The sequence below is a fragment of the Streptomyces sp. HUAS MS02 genome (assembly GCF_055702265.1).
Genome location: NZ_CM146747.1, coordinates 8,142,534 through 8,157,109, shown reverse-complemented (window position 1 = coordinate 8,157,109; position 14,576 = coordinate 8,142,534). Strand labels below are relative to the sequence as shown.

The 14,576-nt window shown below is 71.8% G+C and carries 13 protein-coding genes and 1 riboswitch; of the genes, 3 read left to right on the top strand and 10 right to left on the bottom strand.

Translation table 11 applies throughout. From position 1 onward, the window contains the following. Positions 1–432 precede the first annotated feature (432 nt). The gene (locus ACZ9QC_RS35245; protein ID WP_472916779.1) at positions 433–2,310 is read left to right on the top strand and encodes an AAA family ATPase; all 1,878 of its coding nucleotides are present in this window, start codon (positions 433–435) and stop codon (positions 2,308–2,310) included. 238 nt (positions 2,311–2,548) lie between these two features. Here the strand turns inward: ACZ9QC_RS35245 and ACZ9QC_RS35240 are convergent, their stop codons facing one another. From ACZ9QC_RS35240 to ACZ9QC_RS35200, 9 genes are all read right to left on the bottom strand, one after another. After that, positions 2,549–3,637, bottom strand: coding sequence for a hemolysin family protein (locus tag ACZ9QC_RS35240; protein WP_472916778.1), 1,089 nt, complete (start codon positions 3,635–3,637; stop codon positions 2,549–2,551). Then, entirely contained in the window at positions 3,634–5,106 is a 1,473-nt protein-coding gene (locus ACZ9QC_RS35235; protein WP_472916777.1) for a hemolysin family protein, read from the bottom strand. The genes ACZ9QC_RS35240 and ACZ9QC_RS35235 overlap by 4 nt, the downstream gene beginning before the upstream one ends. 220 nt (positions 5,107–5,326) lie before the next feature. Next, positions 5,327–5,791: a PH domain-containing protein gene (locus tag ACZ9QC_RS35230; protein ID WP_472916776.1), complete on the bottom strand. Its 465-nt coding sequence runs from the start codon at positions 5,789–5,791 to the stop codon at positions 5,327–5,329. Positions 5,792–5,811: 20 nt separating this feature from the next. Further along, positions 5,812–6,669 carry an ATP phosphoribosyltransferase gene (gene hisG / locus ACZ9QC_RS35225; protein WP_184896465.1) on the bottom strand — a complete coding sequence of 286 codons (858 nt, stop codon included), beginning with the start codon at positions 6,667–6,669 and terminating at the stop codon, positions 5,812–5,814. Between the two features lie 100 nt (positions 6,670–6,769). Then, complete coding sequence (locus ACZ9QC_RS35220; RefSeq protein WP_003988914.1) at positions 6,770–7,042, bottom strand: phosphoribosyl-ATP diphosphatase; 273 nt, start codon at positions 7,040–7,042, stop codon at positions 6,770–6,772. Between the two features lie 34 nt (positions 7,043–7,076). Beyond that, positions 7,077–7,562 carry a 6,7-dimethyl-8-ribityllumazine synthase gene (gene ribH / locus ACZ9QC_RS35215; RefSeq protein ID WP_033532534.1) on the bottom strand — a complete coding sequence of 162 codons (486 nt, stop codon included), beginning with the start codon at positions 7,560–7,562 and terminating at the stop codon, positions 7,077–7,079. A gap of 58 nt (positions 7,563–7,620) precedes the next feature. Next, positions 7,621–8,910 (bottom strand): bifunctional 3,4-dihydroxy-2-butanone-4-phosphate synthase/GTP cyclohydrolase II, encoded by a 1,290-nt coding sequence (locus ACZ9QC_RS35210; protein ID WP_472916775.1) that lies wholly within the window; start codon positions 8,908–8,910, stop codon positions 7,621–7,623. Next, complete coding sequence (locus ACZ9QC_RS35205) at positions 8,907–9,539, bottom strand: nicotinamide mononucleotide transporter family protein (RefSeq protein ID WP_472916774.1); 633 nt, start codon at positions 9,537–9,539, stop codon at positions 8,907–8,909. The genes ACZ9QC_RS35210 and ACZ9QC_RS35205 overlap by 4 nt, the downstream gene beginning before the upstream one ends. Next, entirely contained in the window at positions 9,536–10,156 is a 621-nt protein-coding gene (locus ACZ9QC_RS35200; RefSeq protein ID WP_184896457.1) for a riboflavin synthase, read from the bottom strand. The genes ACZ9QC_RS35205 and ACZ9QC_RS35200 overlap by 4 nt, the downstream gene beginning before the upstream one ends. Before the next feature lie 154 nt (positions 10,157–10,310). Further along, positions 10,311–10,441, bottom strand: a riboswitch (FMN riboswitch). 357 nt (positions 10,442–10,798) lie between these two features. Between ACZ9QC_RS35200 and ACZ9QC_RS35195 the strand changes: the two genes are divergently transcribed. Then, positions 10,799–11,557 (top strand): SDR family oxidoreductase, encoded by a 759-nt coding sequence (locus ACZ9QC_RS35195; RefSeq protein ID WP_472916773.1) that lies wholly within the window; start codon positions 10,799–10,801, stop codon positions 11,555–11,557. An 88-nt stretch (positions 11,558–11,645) separates the two neighbouring features. On the opposite strand, the gene ACZ9QC_RS35190 is transcribed toward ACZ9QC_RS35195, so the two are convergent. Then, positions 11,646–12,860, bottom strand: a complete 1,215-nt coding sequence (locus ACZ9QC_RS35190) for an ROK family transcriptional regulator (protein ID WP_472916772.1) — start codon at positions 12,858–12,860, stop codon at positions 11,646–11,648. A 480-nt stretch (positions 12,861–13,340) separates the two neighbouring features. On the opposite strand from ACZ9QC_RS35190, the gene ACZ9QC_RS35185 reads away from it, so the two are divergent. Beyond that, on the top strand, positions 13,341–14,552 hold the full coding sequence (locus ACZ9QC_RS35185) for an MFS transporter (RefSeq protein ID WP_472916771.1): 1,212 nt from the start codon (positions 13,341–13,343) through the stop codon (positions 14,550–14,552). Positions 14,553–14,576: the final 24 nt, after the last annotated feature.

The following is a 14,576-nucleotide window of genomic DNA, read 5'->3' as shown; positions in this document are numbered from 1 at the left end:
TTGTGAAGGCGACTGTCCGAGAAGTTGCCGGAGGGCCCCAACTCGGCTTGACCGGGGGGCCGTACAGGTCTTACGTTCTCAATGTGCGGTCATTCGATACCGCCCAGATACGCGAAGCCCCCGGTTGTTCCCCCGTGATCGGGGGCTTCGTTCTGCCTTCTTCGCGGCTTTCCGGCACCCGAGGGACACCATTCCTTCACCCTCGGTCACCGTCCGCAATGCGCCCCGTCTGCTCCCACCTCGCAGGACGAGGGCTGCGGCACCCTTCGAAGGGCGCCCGACCCGCAGGTACGATGCCCAAGGTGCGACCTTCGGACGGCTGCAGCAACGCACCGGCGCAACTCCCGTCCGCGGCACAGCGGTTCGACGAAGGCTGCCGACGGGCACCGGCCCGTTCGGTTTCCAGCGGGGGCACGGTTTGTGGGGGACGTGATGGACTTCGGCTCGCGGGGCCCCGAGGCCCCGGCCGACCTCGCCTGGCTGCGAGGCGTGGACGCCTACACCATGGGCGCCTATCCGCAGGCGGAGGAGGAGTTCCGCGCCGCGGTGCGGATGGATCCGGGCATGGCGGACGGCTGGCTCGGCCTGCACGCGCTACGGGTGGACACGACGACCGCGCTGCTGCGCATGTTCCGGCACCGGGAACGCTTCGGGGAGCAGCGCACCCGACACCGTCGCACCCTCAACTCCTGGTACTGGCTGGGCTGGTGGGTGCAGCCGGTGCTGGAGAGCCCGCGTGATCTGCTCCTCGCGCACGCCTCGCACTGGCTGGACGGACGCCATGTGCCCGAGCTGGACCGGGCGCTCGCCGGGCTTCCCCCGGTCGACGCGGACCACCAGGTGCGGTTTCTGCACGCCTGCCGCGCCTATCTGGTCAAGGACTGGGAGCAACTGGTCCGGCACACCGATCCGCTGCTCGACGATCCCCTGCTGGGGATCGAGGCCGGCCTGTTCGGCGGGATGGCCAGGGTGCGGCTGGAGACGTACGGGCAGGCCGAGCCGCTGCTCTCCGCGGCGCTGATGCGCTGCCGCAGCGAGCAGCCGCAGCGCAAGGAGCTGCGGTACTGGCTGGCCCGCGCCCACGAGGGCACGGGGCGCAGCGCCGCCGCGCTGCCGCTGTACCGGGCCGTGCACCGGGTCGACCCCGCCTTCATGGACACCTCCGCCCGGCTGGCCGCGATCGCCGAGGGGGACGGGTACGACGACGACGCGAGCGACTTCGCCGCGATCTCGCTCGCCGGGATCGGGCAGGACGTGCTCGACGGCGACGGGCTGGAGCCGTTCTTCGACGCCGAGGGACGGGACCTGAAGGTGTCCGACCCCGGACCGCCGCCGTCGGGCGGACTGCCGCCCGAGGCCGGCGACACCTTCGTACGGGAGAAGTCCTCCGTGGTACCGGTGGAGCCGCTGTCCCTGCCGGCGGGGCCGACGGATCCGGAGCTGCTGGAGGAGGCGCTGGCCGAGCTGGAGCGGATGGTCGGGCTGGAGCCGGTGAAGCGGCAGGTCAAGGCGTTGTCCGCGCAGCTGAACATGGCGCGGTTGCGGGCCGGGCAGGGGCTGCCCGTGCAGCCGCCCAAGCGGCACTTCGTCTTCTCCGGGCCCTCGGGCACCGGGAAGACGACCGTGGCGCGAATACTGGGCCGTGTCTTCTACGCCCTCGGGCTGCTCGGCGGCGATCACCTCGTCGAGGCGCAGCGTGCGGATCTGGTGGGCGAGTACCTCGGGCAGACCGCCGTGAAGGCCAACGAGCTGATCGACTCGGCGATCGGCGGGGTGCTGTTCGTGGACGAGGCGTACTCCCTGTCCAACTCCGGGTACGGCAAGGGGGACGCGTACGGGGACGAGGCGCTTCAGGTGCTGCTGAAGCGGGCCGAGGACAACCGGGACCATCTGGTCGTGATCCTGGCCGGCTACCCGGAGGGGATGGACCGGCTGCTGGCGGCGAACCCCGGGCTGTCGTCCCGGTTCACGACGCGGGTCGACTTTCCCTCGTACCGGCCGTTGGAGCTGACCTCCATCGGGGAGGTGCTCGCGGCGGAGAACGGGGACGTGTGGGACGAGGAGGCGCTCGACGAGTTGCGGTCCATCTCCGGGCATGTCGTGGAGCAGGGGTGGATCGACGAGCTCGGGAACGGGCGGTTCCTGCGGACGTTGTACGAGAAGAGCTGTGCGTACCGGGATCTGCGGTTGTCGGGGTATCCGTCGATTCCTACCCGGGATGATCTGTCGACGTTGCGGCTGCCGGATCTGATGCAGGCGTACGGGGAGGTGTTGTCGGGGCGGGGGCCGCAGGATCCGTCGGCGTTGTAGCTTCTTCGCCCCTGCCGCCCCTACCCGTCCCGTCCCGGGGGCTGCGCGCCCCTTCGACCCCCGCGTCACGGATTCGGGGCTCCGCCCCGGACCCCGTTCGCGCAGTTCCCCGCGCCCCTGATGGGGGCGCGGGGAACTGCGCGAGAAGCCCCACCGGCCCGCAGACGACCGACGACCGAGCGGGGTCGAAGGGGCGCAGCCCCTGGGACGGGACGGGTAGGGGCGGCAGGGGCGGGAATCAGGTGGCGAGGGCCTGCTTCGGGGGTTCGCTGAGCCTTGGCTCTGTCACCCGGGTCGGGGGAACCTCCCGGTGGGCCGGGTCGCGGACCTCGCCCACCAGCAGTTCCAGGACGTCCTCCAACGCCGCCAGACCGAGCACCTTGCCGGACGCGTCCGCCACCTGCGCCAGATGCGTGGCGGCCCGCCGCATGACCGTCAGCGCGTCGTCCAGCGGCAGCTCCGCGCGGAGGGTGGTCATGGGCCGCCAGATCTGCTGGGGGACGGCACGGTCGGAGTCCTCCAGGTCGAGGACGTCCTTGACGTGGAGGTAGCGGCCCATGAAGGCACCGTTCTCCGCGACCACCGGGAAGCGGGAGTAGCCCGTGCGGGCGGTCAGGGCCACGACCTGCGCGGGCGTCACCGAGGGGGCCACCGTCACCAGGGTGTCCCGCTTGAGCAGGACGTCCGTCACCGGGCGGGAACCCAGCTCCAGCGCGTCCTCCAGGCGCTCCTGCTCCTCGGGGTCGAGCAGCCCGGCCTGACCGGAGTCCTCGACCAGCCGGCCCAGCTGGACGCTGGTGAAGACGGCCTCGACCTCGTCCTTGGGCTCCACGTGGAAGAGCCTGAGGACCACGCGGGCACAGGCACCGAGACCGGCAGTGACGGGCTTGCACAGCCGCGCGAAGGCCACCAGGGCCGGGCTCAGCCACAGCGCCGTCTTCTCCGGCGCCGCCATCGCCAGGTTCTTCGGCAGCATCTCGCCGATGACGAGGTGGAGGAAGACGACCACGGCCAGCGCGATGACGTAGCCCAAGGGGTGGATCATGCCGTGCGGCAGGTGGATGGCCTCGAAGACCGGCTCCAGCAGCCCGGCCACCGTCGGTTCGGCCACCGCGCCCAGCGTCAGCGAGCAGACGGTGATGCCGAACTGGGCAGCCGCCATCATCTGGGGCAGGTTCTCCAGGCCGTAGAGGACCTGGCGGGACCGGGTGGTCCCGAGGGGTTCGATCTGGCTGCGGCGGACGGAGACCAGGGCGAACTCGGCGCCGACGAAGAAGCCGTTGGCCAGCACGAGGAGCAGGGCGAACAGGAGTTGGAGCATGCTCATCGGGTGGCCTCCACGGCCGAGGCGGCGTCTGTGGCGGGAGTGGTGCCCGTGACGCGGGCCGCTTCCGTGACGGGGATGGTCGCCTTCACGTCGGCCGCCTCCGCGGCGGGGGTGGTTTCCCTGCCGAGGGCTGCCGCCTCCCGGCCGGGGACGGTGTCCGTGGCGGGTGTGGTGCGGACCAGGCGGACACGCTCCGCGCGGTAGTGGCCGACCTGGCGCACCGCCAGCCGCCAGCCGGGCAGCTCGGCGTGGTCGCCGGGGGCCGGGATACGGCCGAGCAGATCGGCGACCAGGCCGGCGACCGTCTCGTACGGGCCCTCCGGGACGTCGAGACCTATGCGCTGGAGCACGTCGACGCGGCAACTGCCGTCGGCGTCCCAGGCGAGGCGGCCGTCCTCGGGCGGGGCGGCGGCGAGTTCGGGCCGCTCGTGCACGTCGTGCTCGTCGCGCACCTCGCCGACCAGTTCCTCGACGATGTCCTCCAGGGTCACCACCCCGGCCGTACCGCCGTACTCGTCGACGACGACGGCGATGGGCTGCTCGCTGCGCAGCCGGGCCAGCAGCGGCTGCACGGGCAGCGACTCGGGGACGAGCAGCGGGGTCCTGGCGATCCGGCCGACCGGGGTGTGCAGTCGTTCGTGGGCGGGGATCGCGAGGGCGTCCTTGAGGTGGACCATGCCGACGATCTCGTCGATCCGCTCCCGGTAGACGGGGAAGCGGGAGAGGCCGGTGGCGCGGGTCAGGTTGACCACGTCCTCGGCGGTGGCCGAGGACTGCAGGGCGCTGACCTTGACGCGCGGTGTCATCACGTTCTCCGCGGTCAGGTCGCCCAGGGAGAGGGTACGGACGAAGAGGTCGGCCGTGTCCTGTTCCAGGGCGCCGGCCTGGGCCGAGTGCCGGGCGAGGGAGACCAGTTCGCCGGGGGTGCGGGCGGAGGCCAGCTCGTCGGTGGGCTCGACGCCGAAGGCGCGGACCAGGTGGTTGGCGACCGCGTTGAGAGCGGCGATGACCGGGCGGAAGAGACGGGAGAAGACGTGCTGGGGGCCCGCGACGAAGCGGGCGACCTGCATGGGCTTCGACACCGCCCAGTTCTTGGGGACCAGTTCGCCGATCACCATCTGCACGGCCGAGGCCAGCAGCATGCCGACGACCACGGACACCCCGGACACGGCGCCTTCGGGTATGCCGATGGCGGTGAAGGGGCCGTGGAGTATCTCCGCGAGAGCCGGTTCGGCGAGCATGCCGACGACCAGGGAGGTGATGGTGATGCCGAGTTGGGTGCCGGAGAGCTGGAAGGACAGCTCCTTGAGCGCGCCCACCACCCTGTGGGCCCGGCGGTCGCCCTCGGCGGCGGCCTTCTCGGCCTCCGGGCGCTCGACCGTGACGAGGCCGAACTCGGCGGCCACGAAGAAGCCGTTGGCGAGGATCAGAAGGAACGCGGCTCCGAGAAGCAGCAGGGGGATGGTCATGCCGCCGCCTCGGTGTGCCGGGAGGGGGCGGCGCAGGTACTACAGGACGATCCGTCCATCGCTGGAGGGAGTCACTCCTCGAATAGCAGGGAGCCCCTGCCTTCCGGGTGGAACGACAGAGGCGGAGGCGCGACGAAAACGCCTCCGCCAACAGATTAATCAAGACAGGGCCCGGTGCGGCAGGGGCGGCGGCCCCGAGTCGGCCCTGATCTTGGTCCGGTCAGCCCTGAGGCTGCTCGGGCTCGGTGACCGACCGGGCCTCGACCAGCGCCCTCAGGGTCCGGGCGTCCTCGATGGCGCGCTGCTTGGCGATGCCCGGCTGGATGCCGAGCGCGGGCAGGCTGGTGCCGTCGGTGAGGTCGAGGAAGACCCAGGGGTCGCCGACCCGCAGGTTGACCTGCACGATCTCGGCCCAGCCCAGCCGGCGCCGCGCGGTGATGTTGACGACGGTGACCCCGGTCTCGTCGGCGACGACCTTGGGCCGGGAGAGCATGCACAGCACCCCGGCGAGCATGGCCGCCGTGAAGACGAAGCTGAGCCGCTCCCCCGGGCCTAGCGTGGGCAGCAGCAGCGCGACGACCGTGATGACCACGAAGATCGCGCCGGCGGCGGTCAGCAGCACGGCACGGGTGCGACCCGGCCGAAAAGTGACGGGCAGGGCGGGGAGGGGGGACTGGTCCGGCATGGCGTGCGACTCCGCGGCCGTCAGAGGCGGCAGGCGTGGATGGCGGTGGTCAGGATGGCCCGAGCGCCGATGTCGTAGAGGTCGTCCATGATCCGCTGGGCCTCCTTGGCCGGGACCATCGCCCGGACGGCGACCCAGCCCTCGTTGTGCAGCGGCGAAACGGTCGGTGACTCCAGGCCCGGGGTGAGCGCGACGGCCTTCTCCAGCTGCTCGACGCGGCAGTCGTAGTCCATCATCACGTACGTCCGGGCCACGAGGACGCCCTGGAGGCGACGCAGGAACTGCTGCACCTTGGGCTCGTTCTCCGAGGTCGTGTCGGCGTCGACGCGGCGGATGACGACGGCCTCGGACTTCATGATCGGCTCGCCGAAGACCTCCAGGCCGGCGTTGCGCAGGGAGGTGCCGGTCTCGACGACGTCGGCGATGACCTCGGCGACGCCCAGTTCGATCGCGGTCTCGACGGCTCCGTCGAGGTGGACCACGGAGGCGTCGATGCCGTTGTCCGCGAGGTGGCCCGCGACGATGCCCTCGTAGGAGGTGGCGACCGTCTTGCCCTTGAGGTCCGCCACGCCGTCGGCCGTGCCCGGCTTGGAGGCGAAGCGGAAGGTGGAGCGGGCGAAGCCGAGGGGGAGGATCTCCTCGGCCTTGGCGCCGGAGTCGATGAGCAGGTCCCGGCCGGTGATGCCGATGTCGAGGCGACCGGAGGAGACGTAGATCGCGATGTCGCGGGGGCGGAGGTAGAAGAACTCGACCTCGTTGGCCGGGTCGACGATCCGCAGCTCCTTGGACTCCCGGCGCTGCTGGTAGCCGGCCTCATGCAGCATCTCCCCCGCAGGGCCGGACAGGGAACCCTTGTTGGGGACGGCGATGCGCAGCATGAGGCGAGCTTCCTTCGTTCGTTTCGGTTTCGTACGTTCGGTCTCGTGCGTTCGGTTTCGCACGTTCGGTCCCGTACGGGGTGGTGTGCGGGGGTACGGCTCAGAGGTGGGCGTACACGTCGTCCAGGGAGATGCCGCGGGCGACCATCATCACCTGGACGTGGTAGAGCAGCTGCGAGATCTCCTCGGCGGCTGCCTCCTTGCCCTCGTACTCGGCGGCCATCCAGACCTCGGCGGCCTCCTCGACGACCTTCTTGCCGATGGCATGGACGCCCTTCTCGACCAGTTCTGCGGTGCGGGAAGTGGCGGGATCGCCCTGGGCGGCCTTGTGCTGGAGCTCGGTGAAGAGCTCCTCGAACGTCTTCTTGGACATGGTGAGGCTCAGCCTACGCGCAACCGGCCGTGCCTCAGCGCCAGGGTTCAGATACTGAGCGGAGGGTCGCGGCGGTCGCCACCGCCGCGGTCACCGCCTCATGGCCCTTGTCCTCGTTCGAGCCCTCGATACCGGCGCGGTCCAGGGCCTGCTCCTCGGTGTCGCAGGTCAGTACGCCGAAGCCGACGGGGACTCCGGTGTCGACGGAGACCTGGGTGAGGCCCTGGGTGACGCCCTGGCACACGTACTCGAAGTGGGGCGTGCCGCCGCGGATGACGACACCGAGGGCGACGATCGCGTCATAGCCGCGGCCGGCCAGGACCTTGGCGACGACGGGGAGTTCCCAGCTGCCGGGGACCCGCAGCAGGGTCGGCTCGTCGATGCCCAGGTCCCGCAGGGCGCGCAGGGCGCCTTCGACGAGGCCGTCCATCACCTTCTCGTGCCACTGGGCCGCGATGACCGCGACGCGCAGGTCGCCGCAGTTGCGTACGGACAGTTCGGGTGCGCCCTTGCCGCTCACGTTGCTCCTTGGTTCCTGGATCTCTTGCTCGTTGAATCTTGCCGCTGGTCGTTCGGTGTTACTGGTTGCCGCAGGTGGACGTGGTGGCCGTGTCCAGCCAGGGCAGGTCGTGGCCCATCCGGTCCCGCTTGGTGCGCAGGTAGCGGAGGTTGTGCTCGCCCGCGCGGACGGGCATCGGCTCGCGGTCGGTGACGGCGAGGCCGTGCCGGACGAGGGCGTCGGTCTTCTCGGGGTTGTTCGTCATGAGGCGCAGGCTGCGCACGCCGAGGTCCTGGAGGATCTGCGCCCCGGCGCCGTAGTCCCGGGCGTCGGCGGGCAGGCCCAGCTCCAGGTTGGCGTCGAGGGTGTCGCGGCCGAGCTCCTGAAGTTCGTACGCGCGCAGCTTGGACAGCAGGCCGATGCCGCGTCCCTCGTGGCCGCGCAGGTAGACGACGACGCCGCGGCCCTCGGTGGCGATGCGCTGGAGCGAGGTCTGCAGCTGGGGGCCGCAGTCGCAGCGCAGCGAGTGGAAGATGTCGCCGGTGAGGCATTCGGAGTGGACCCGGACGAGGACGTCCTCGCCCTCGCCGATCTCGCCGTGGACGAGGGCGACGTGTTCGACGCCGTCGACGGTGGAGCGGTAGCCGTAGGCCGTGAAGTCACCGAAGGCGGTGGGGAGTTGGGTCTTCGCCTCGCGCCTGACGGTGGGCTCGGAGCTGCGCCGGTAGGCGATGAGGTCCTCGATGGAGATGATCGTCAGGCCGTGCTTGCGGGCGAACGGGATCAGTTCGGGCAGGCGCAGCATGCGGCCGTCCTCGCCGGCGATCTCGACGATCGCGCCGGCCGGGCGCAGGCCCGCGAGGCGGGCGAGGTCGACGGCGGCCTCGGTGTGGCCGTCGCGCACGAGCACTCCGCCGGTGCGGGCGCGCAGCGGGAAGATGTGGCCGGGGCGGACGAAGTCGCCGGGCTCGGCGGTGCCGCTCGCCAGGAGTTGCAGGGTGGTGGCGCGGTCGGAGGCGGAGATGCCGGTGGTGACGCCGTGCCGGGGGCCCGCGTCGACGGTGACGGTGAAGGCGGTGCGCATGGACTCGGTGTTCTGCTGCACCATCTGCGGCAGTTCGAGCCGGTCCAGCTCGTCGCCCTCCATGGGGGCGCAGATCATGCCCCGGCACTCGCTCATCATGAAGGCGACGATCTCGGGGGTGGCCTTCTCGGCGGCGATGACGAGGTCGCCCTCGTTCTCGCGGTTCTCGTCGTCGACGACCACGACGGGACGGCCCGCCGCGATGTCGGCGATGGCCTGCTCGACGGGGTCGAGCCGGAAGTCCTCGATGTCGTCGGTGCTGTAGAGGATCGGCGCCGTGCTCATGCGTGGGCTCCTTCCAGGGCGGGCTTGCGGGAGCGCAGCCACCAGTCGCGCATGCCCCACAGGACGAGCGCGCCGTAGATGATGTAGACGAATCCGGAGAACGCGTATCCGTTGGCGAAGTTCAGGGGGACGCCGACGAGGTCGACGAGCAGCCAGGCGAACCAGAACTCGACCATGCCGCGCGCCTGGGCGTACATGGCGACGATGGTGCCGGTGAAGATGTAGGCGTCCGGCCAGGGGTCCCAGGACAGGGACGGGACGGCGGTGAAGAGACCGCCGACGGCGAGGGTGCCGAGCACGGCGCCGGCAATGAGGTAGCCGCGCTCGCGCCAGGTGGCGAAGCGCGGGGTGATGGCGCCGTCCGCCGACCGGCCCTTCGTGCGGTTCCACTGCCACCAGCCGTACGCGGCGACGGCCATGACGATGACCTGCTTGCCGGCGCTGCCGGTGAGGTGGCCGACGAAGGCGCCGAAGAGGACCAGGCCGGAGAGGAACTGCACGGGCCAGTTCCACAGGGAGCGGATCGCGCCGAGGGCGAGGGCGATCAGCCCGAGGACGTTGCCGATCATGTCCGACCAGAGGATCTGCTGGCCGAACGCGGTGAAGGCGACGCTGTTCAGGGAGTTCACCGTCCCGCTCCCGGGGTGCCCGCCGTCCCCTGGCTGCCCAGCAGGCGCTCGACGTACTTGGCGATGACGTCGACCTCCAGGTTCACCGGGTCGCCGGGCTGCTTGCGGCCGAGGGTGGTCAGGTCGAGGGTGGTCGGGATGAGGCTGACCGTGAAGTAATCGGGGCCGGCGTCGACGACGGTGAGGCTGATGCCGTCGACGGTGATGGAGCCCTTCTCGACGACGTACCGGGTGAGGTCCGCCGGGAGCGAGATCTTGACGATCTCCCAGTTCTCGGACGGCTTGCGCTCGATGACCTGGCCGGTGCCGTCGACGTGGCCCTGCACGATGTGTCCGCCGAGGCGCTCACCGACGGCCATCGGGCGTTCGAGGTTGACTCGGGAGCCGACGGCGAGGGCGCCGAGGCTGGAGCGTTCGAGGGTCTCCGCCATGACGTCGGCGGTGAACCAGTCGTCCTCGTGCTCGACGACCGTGAGACAGACGCCGTTGACGGCGATGGAGTCGCCGTGCTTCGCGCCCTGGGTGACGACGGCGCCGCGCAGACGGAAGCGGGAGGAGTCGCCGAGGTTCTCGACGGCGGTGACCTCACCCAGCTCTTCGACGATTCCGGTGAACACTTCCCGGGTCCTCCTGCCTCGTGGGGCACGGACTCCGGGGCTGTCGAAGACGACAGACAGAGCGGACAGCGGCACCGGGGGCGACGCCGTGTGTAGGCCCACCCCTGTCGAGGCAGACCGAAAACAGACGGCGGCGCGCACGTATGCCCGCCCGCCGCGCACTGCCTCCCATCCGGACTTTAACCGTCGGTCCAGGAATTTCACCTGGTCAACCGGCCGCTGGAAGCGACCGGGTCGCGGACTGTAACCGCCGGTTCGGACTTTCACCGACCCCGGAGTGCGCTGCTTCTGGTACATGGCCAGTGTGCCACGCCCGGTCGGCACCCATGCGGGTGAGGGCTGTGGGGTGGCTCACAGGCGGCATCACTGGACTTCTCCGGCGAACACCGACGGGATTCGGCTATCACTGACCTAGGGTCAATTTCCGTCACGGCGGCCCCTCCCGAAAGGGGCCCGACCCATTGACCACCTTGGTCTAGTCCTTTTAAAGTCTGCGGTCGCGGTACCCGCCTCGAACGGCCCGGCGGCGGTGACGACGGCCCTTGCCCCGCCGCCGGGTCCCCCGCGCTGCCGGCCGGGGCCGTGACCCGCACCCTGGTGTCCTCGGGACGGCGACGCGTCGACGCGAAGGGGACGGACAGTATGACCACGATCCTGGTGACCGGTGGCACCGGCGTTCTCGGCCGGCCTCTCACCGAGCGGTTGCGCGCGGACGGGCACGAGGTGCGGGTGCTCAGCAGGCACGCACGGCCGTACGCCGTCGATCTCGTCGCGGGCGGGAGCGGGCTGGACGAGGCCGTGGCCGGGGTGGACACGATCGTGCACTGCGCGACGTCGCCGCGCGGAGGCGACGAGAGGGCGGCGGAGCACCTGATCGAGGCGGCGCGGCAGGCCGGGGTGGGCCATCTGGTCTACATCTCGATCGTCGGTGTGGACCGGGTGCCGCTCGGCTACTACCGGTCCAAGCTGGCCGTCGAGCGCCTGGTCGAGGGGTCCGGGCTGGGCTGGACGATCCTGCGCGCGACCCAGTTCCACGACCTTCTCGTGCTGCTCTTCGATGTTCTCTCGAAGCCGCCGGTCATGATGCTCCCCGCCGGGGTGAGCGACCAGCCCGTCGCCGTCACCGAGGTCGCGGACCGTCTGGCGGACCTTGCCGCGGGCGCCCCCGCGGGCCGGGTGGAGGACCTGGGCGGCCCGGAGATCCTCTCCTTCCCCGAGCTGGCCCGCGCCTACCTGACGGCGACCGGCCGCCGCCGCCCGCTCCTGAACGTCCCCCTGTTCGGCAGGGCCTACCGGGGCTTCCGGGACGGCGGCCACCTCGCACCGGAGCGGGCCGTGGGGAACGGGACGTTCGCGGAGCACCTGGAGCGGCGGTTCGGGACGAGGTCGGGCAAGCGGTGAAGGCCGGGGATGGGGGCCAGTCGCGAGGGCCAATCCCACCGACCTGAACTGTCGAACATCCGGCTGTCGCGCGGCCTGAACGTCCGGCCTATCGCACAGGCGCTCCGAACAGGTCGTCCTGGGCCGCGTCCCGGGCCATGAGCAACGCGCCGCGCAGGACCGCGGTCCCGCCGAGGCCGCCGGCCCGCACCTCCGTCGGCAGCGGCGACATGGCCGCCAGCCGCTCCCCCACCCTGACGGCGAGTTCCTCCCCGCCGGCCTGCCCGACCTCGCCCCCGAGCACCACACACCCGGGGTCGAGCACGGCGACGACCGAGGCCGCGCCGATGGCCAGGCGGTCGGCGAGCGCGTCGAGGAAGGCGGCCTGGGGCGCGGGCGCCGACGCCTCCGCCGCGTCGTTCGTGGCGAGGACGGTCACCGCCGACCGCACCAGCGTCGCCGCGTACGGCTCGTGCGGCGCGGCCTCGGCCGTGAGGCCGTGTGCGGCGGCCAGCGCTGCCACGGCCGCCGCGCCGCCCAGGGAGTGGAAGCCGCCCTCGCAGTCGACGGCCGAGGGGACCGTGGCCGTGCCCGGGACCGGGAGGAAGCCGATCTCCCCGGTGCCGCCGGAGGCACCGCGCCGGAGGTGGCCGTCGAGGACCACGGCGGCTCCGGTGCCGAGGCCCAGCCAGAGAAGGACGAAGGTGTCGCGGTCCCGGGCGGCACCGTCGCGCTGTTCGGCGAGCGCGGCGAGGTTGGTCTCGTTCTCGACGAGGACGCGGGCGGGGAGCCGTTCACCGAGGGCGGCGACCAGGCGGCGGTGCCATGCGGGCAGGCCGCTGGAGTCACGGAGTTCACCGGTGGCCGGGTCGATCAGGCCGGGGGCGCCGATCACCATCGTGTGCAGCCGGTCGGCGCCCGCTTCCTTGGCCGCGCGCTCCACCAGGGTGACCGCCTGCTCCACCGCGGGCCCGGTGCCGGTGTCGTCCGCGATCGGGACGGAGGCCCGCGTCAGCTCCGTACCGATCAGGTCGGCCACGACGACCGAGACACCCTCGGTGCGCACATCGAGGGCGGCGAGGTGCGCGCGGTCGGCGACGATGCCGTGGACGCGGGCGTTGGGCCCGCGCCGCTGCTCCCCGGACTCCCCCACCACCTCGATCAGCCCGGCGGCCGTGAGGCGCTCCACGAGGTCGGCAACGGTGGGCCGGGACAGCCCCGTGAGCTGCTTCAACCGCCCAGCCGTCAGCGGCCCTTCCTGCTGCAGCAGCCGCAGGGCGAGCCGGTCGTTGATGGCTCGGGCGGTGCTGGGTGATGCGGGCATGCCGGGATCCTCCCAGAAAGGCGGCGCTCAGGGGCGGTTGGGCCTGGAGCACCCGCGCCCACCCGCCTCCTATCTATCAGGCAGGGTTCCTGATAGTTTACTTCAGCGCCATGGAATCCGGGTGGGCCGAGGACATCGGGGAACCGAAGAGCCGAGGGTGGTAGGCGGGCAGGCGGGCAGGCGGCTGAGGACCGAAGCGCGGGGGCGGGCCCCGAACAGGACGTATCCGTGGCGCGGGCACGGGAGACGCTGGGAGCGGTGCCGACCGGGGCCGCCGCGAGTTGTGCGGGCCGAGGCCGCCGGGCGCACCGCCGTCCCGCGACGGAGGAGAGCGACGCCGTCCCATGACGGCGAAGTGGAGTGGGCCGCCGTCCGTACGACGGCCGAGGGCCGAGGGCCTGCCGGGTGCCCTCGTGGCGAACGAAACGACAGCCGAGGCGCGGCGCCTCGCGGCATACCGAGGATTCACGGAGGCGGAGAATGAGTGCGGTGATCTACGAGCGGCGCGAGGTGAGGCGGGCACGGTACGCCGTGGCGGCCGTGTTCGCGGTGCACGGCGCCGTCACCGGCTCGTTCGCGACCCGCGTGCCGTGGATCCAGGACCATGCGGGCGTCAGCGCGGGCCAACTGGGTCTCGCACTCGCCTTCCCCGCGATCGGCGCCTCGCTGGCGATGCCGCTCGCGGGACGCATCAGCCACCGGTTCGGCGCCCGGACGGCGCTGCGCGGACTGCTCTCGTTGTGGACGCTCGCCCTGGTCCTGCCCTCCCTCTCGCCGAACCTCTGGACCCTCTGTCTCGCGCTGTTCGTGTACGGCGCGTCGGCGGGCATGGCGGACGTCGCCATGAACGCGCTCGGTGTCGACGTGGAGAACCGCCTCGGGAAGTCGATCATGTCGGGGCTGCACGGCATGTGGAGCGCGGGCGCCCTCGTCGGTTCGGCGGCCGGCACGCTCGCCGCGCACCTCGGGTCGGACGCCCGGCTGCACCACGCGCTCGCCGCGGCCTCGCTCACCGCGTTCGGCCTGATCGCCTGCCAGTGGGTCCTGGATCTGCGGCCCACCGAGGAGGAGGAGCCGCCGCCCCGGTTCGCGCTGCCGCCGAAGTCGGCGCTGCTCATCGGCGCGGTCGGGTTCTGCGCGGTGTTCGCGGAGGGGGCGGCCCTGGACTGGTCGGCGGTCTACCTGCGGGACCAGTTGGAGACCTCGGCCGGGCTCGCGGCGGCGTGCACCACCGGGTTCATGCTGACCATGGCGGTGGCCCGGCTGGGGGGCGACGCCGTGGTCAACCGCTTCGGCTCGGTCCGTACCGTCCGGGCCGGCGGCGTGCTGGCCGCACTCGGCGGGGTCCTCATCGTCGTCGCGGACGCGCCGGCGGTGGCGATGACCGGGTTCGCCCTGATGGGCCTCGGCATCGCGGTCGTCGTGCCGCTCTGCTTCGCCGCCGCGGGCCGCAGCGGGTCGAACCCCAGTCTGGCCATCGCGGGGGTCGCGACCATCACCTACACCTCCGGGCTCGTCGCGCCCAGCGCGATCGGCGGTCTGGCGCAGCTGACCAGCCTGGTCGTCTCGTTCGGCCTGGTGACCGTGCTGGCGTGCGGCCTGGTCGTCTTCGCGGGCGTGCTGCGCACCAGCGACCGCGACCGCCCGCAGGTGCCCCGGCCGGACGTCGCGCTGCCCGACCTGAAGCCGTGATCCGGCCGCGCCCGGATCACCCGC

Excerpts from the sequence above, each read along its gene's own strand:
- ACZ9QC_RS35245 (WP_472916779.1), top strand. The coding sequence starts at position 433 with ATGGACTTCGGCTCGCGGGGCCCCGAGGCCCCGGCCGACCTCGCCTGG.
- ACZ9QC_RS35240 (WP_472916778.1), bottom strand. The coding sequence starts at position 3,637 with ATGAGCATGCTCCAACTCCTGTTCGCCCTGCTCCTCGTGCTGGCCAAC.
- ACZ9QC_RS35235 (WP_472916777.1), bottom strand. The coding sequence starts at position 5,106 with ATGACCATCCCCCTGCTGCTTCTCGGAGCCGCGTTCCTTCTGATCCTC.
- ACZ9QC_RS35230 (WP_472916776.1), bottom strand. The coding sequence starts at position 5,791 with ATGCCGGACCAGTCCCCCCTCCCCGCCCTGCCCGTCACTTTTCGGCCG.
- hisG (WP_184896465.1), bottom strand. The coding sequence starts at position 6,669 with ATGCTGCGCATCGCCGTCCCCAACAAGGGTTCCCTGTCCGGCCCTGCG.
- ACZ9QC_RS35220 (WP_003988914.1), bottom strand. The coding sequence starts at position 7,042 with ATGTCCAAGAAGACGTTCGAGGAGCTCTTCACCGAGCTCCAGCACAAG.
- ACZ9QC_RS35210 (WP_472916775.1), bottom strand. The coding sequence starts at position 8,910 with ATGAGCACGGCGCCGATCCTCTACAGCACCGACGACATCGAGGACTTC.
- ACZ9QC_RS35195 (WP_472916773.1), top strand. The coding sequence starts at position 10,799 with ATGACCACGATCCTGGTGACCGGTGGCACCGGCGTTCTCGGCCGGCCT.
- ACZ9QC_RS35190 (WP_472916772.1), bottom strand. The coding sequence starts at position 12,860 with ATGCCCGCATCACCCAGCACCGCCCGAGCCATCAACGACCGGCTCGCC.
- ACZ9QC_RS35185 (WP_472916771.1), top strand. The coding sequence starts at position 13,341 with ATGAGTGCGGTGATCTACGAGCGGCGCGAGGTGAGGCGGGCACGGTAC.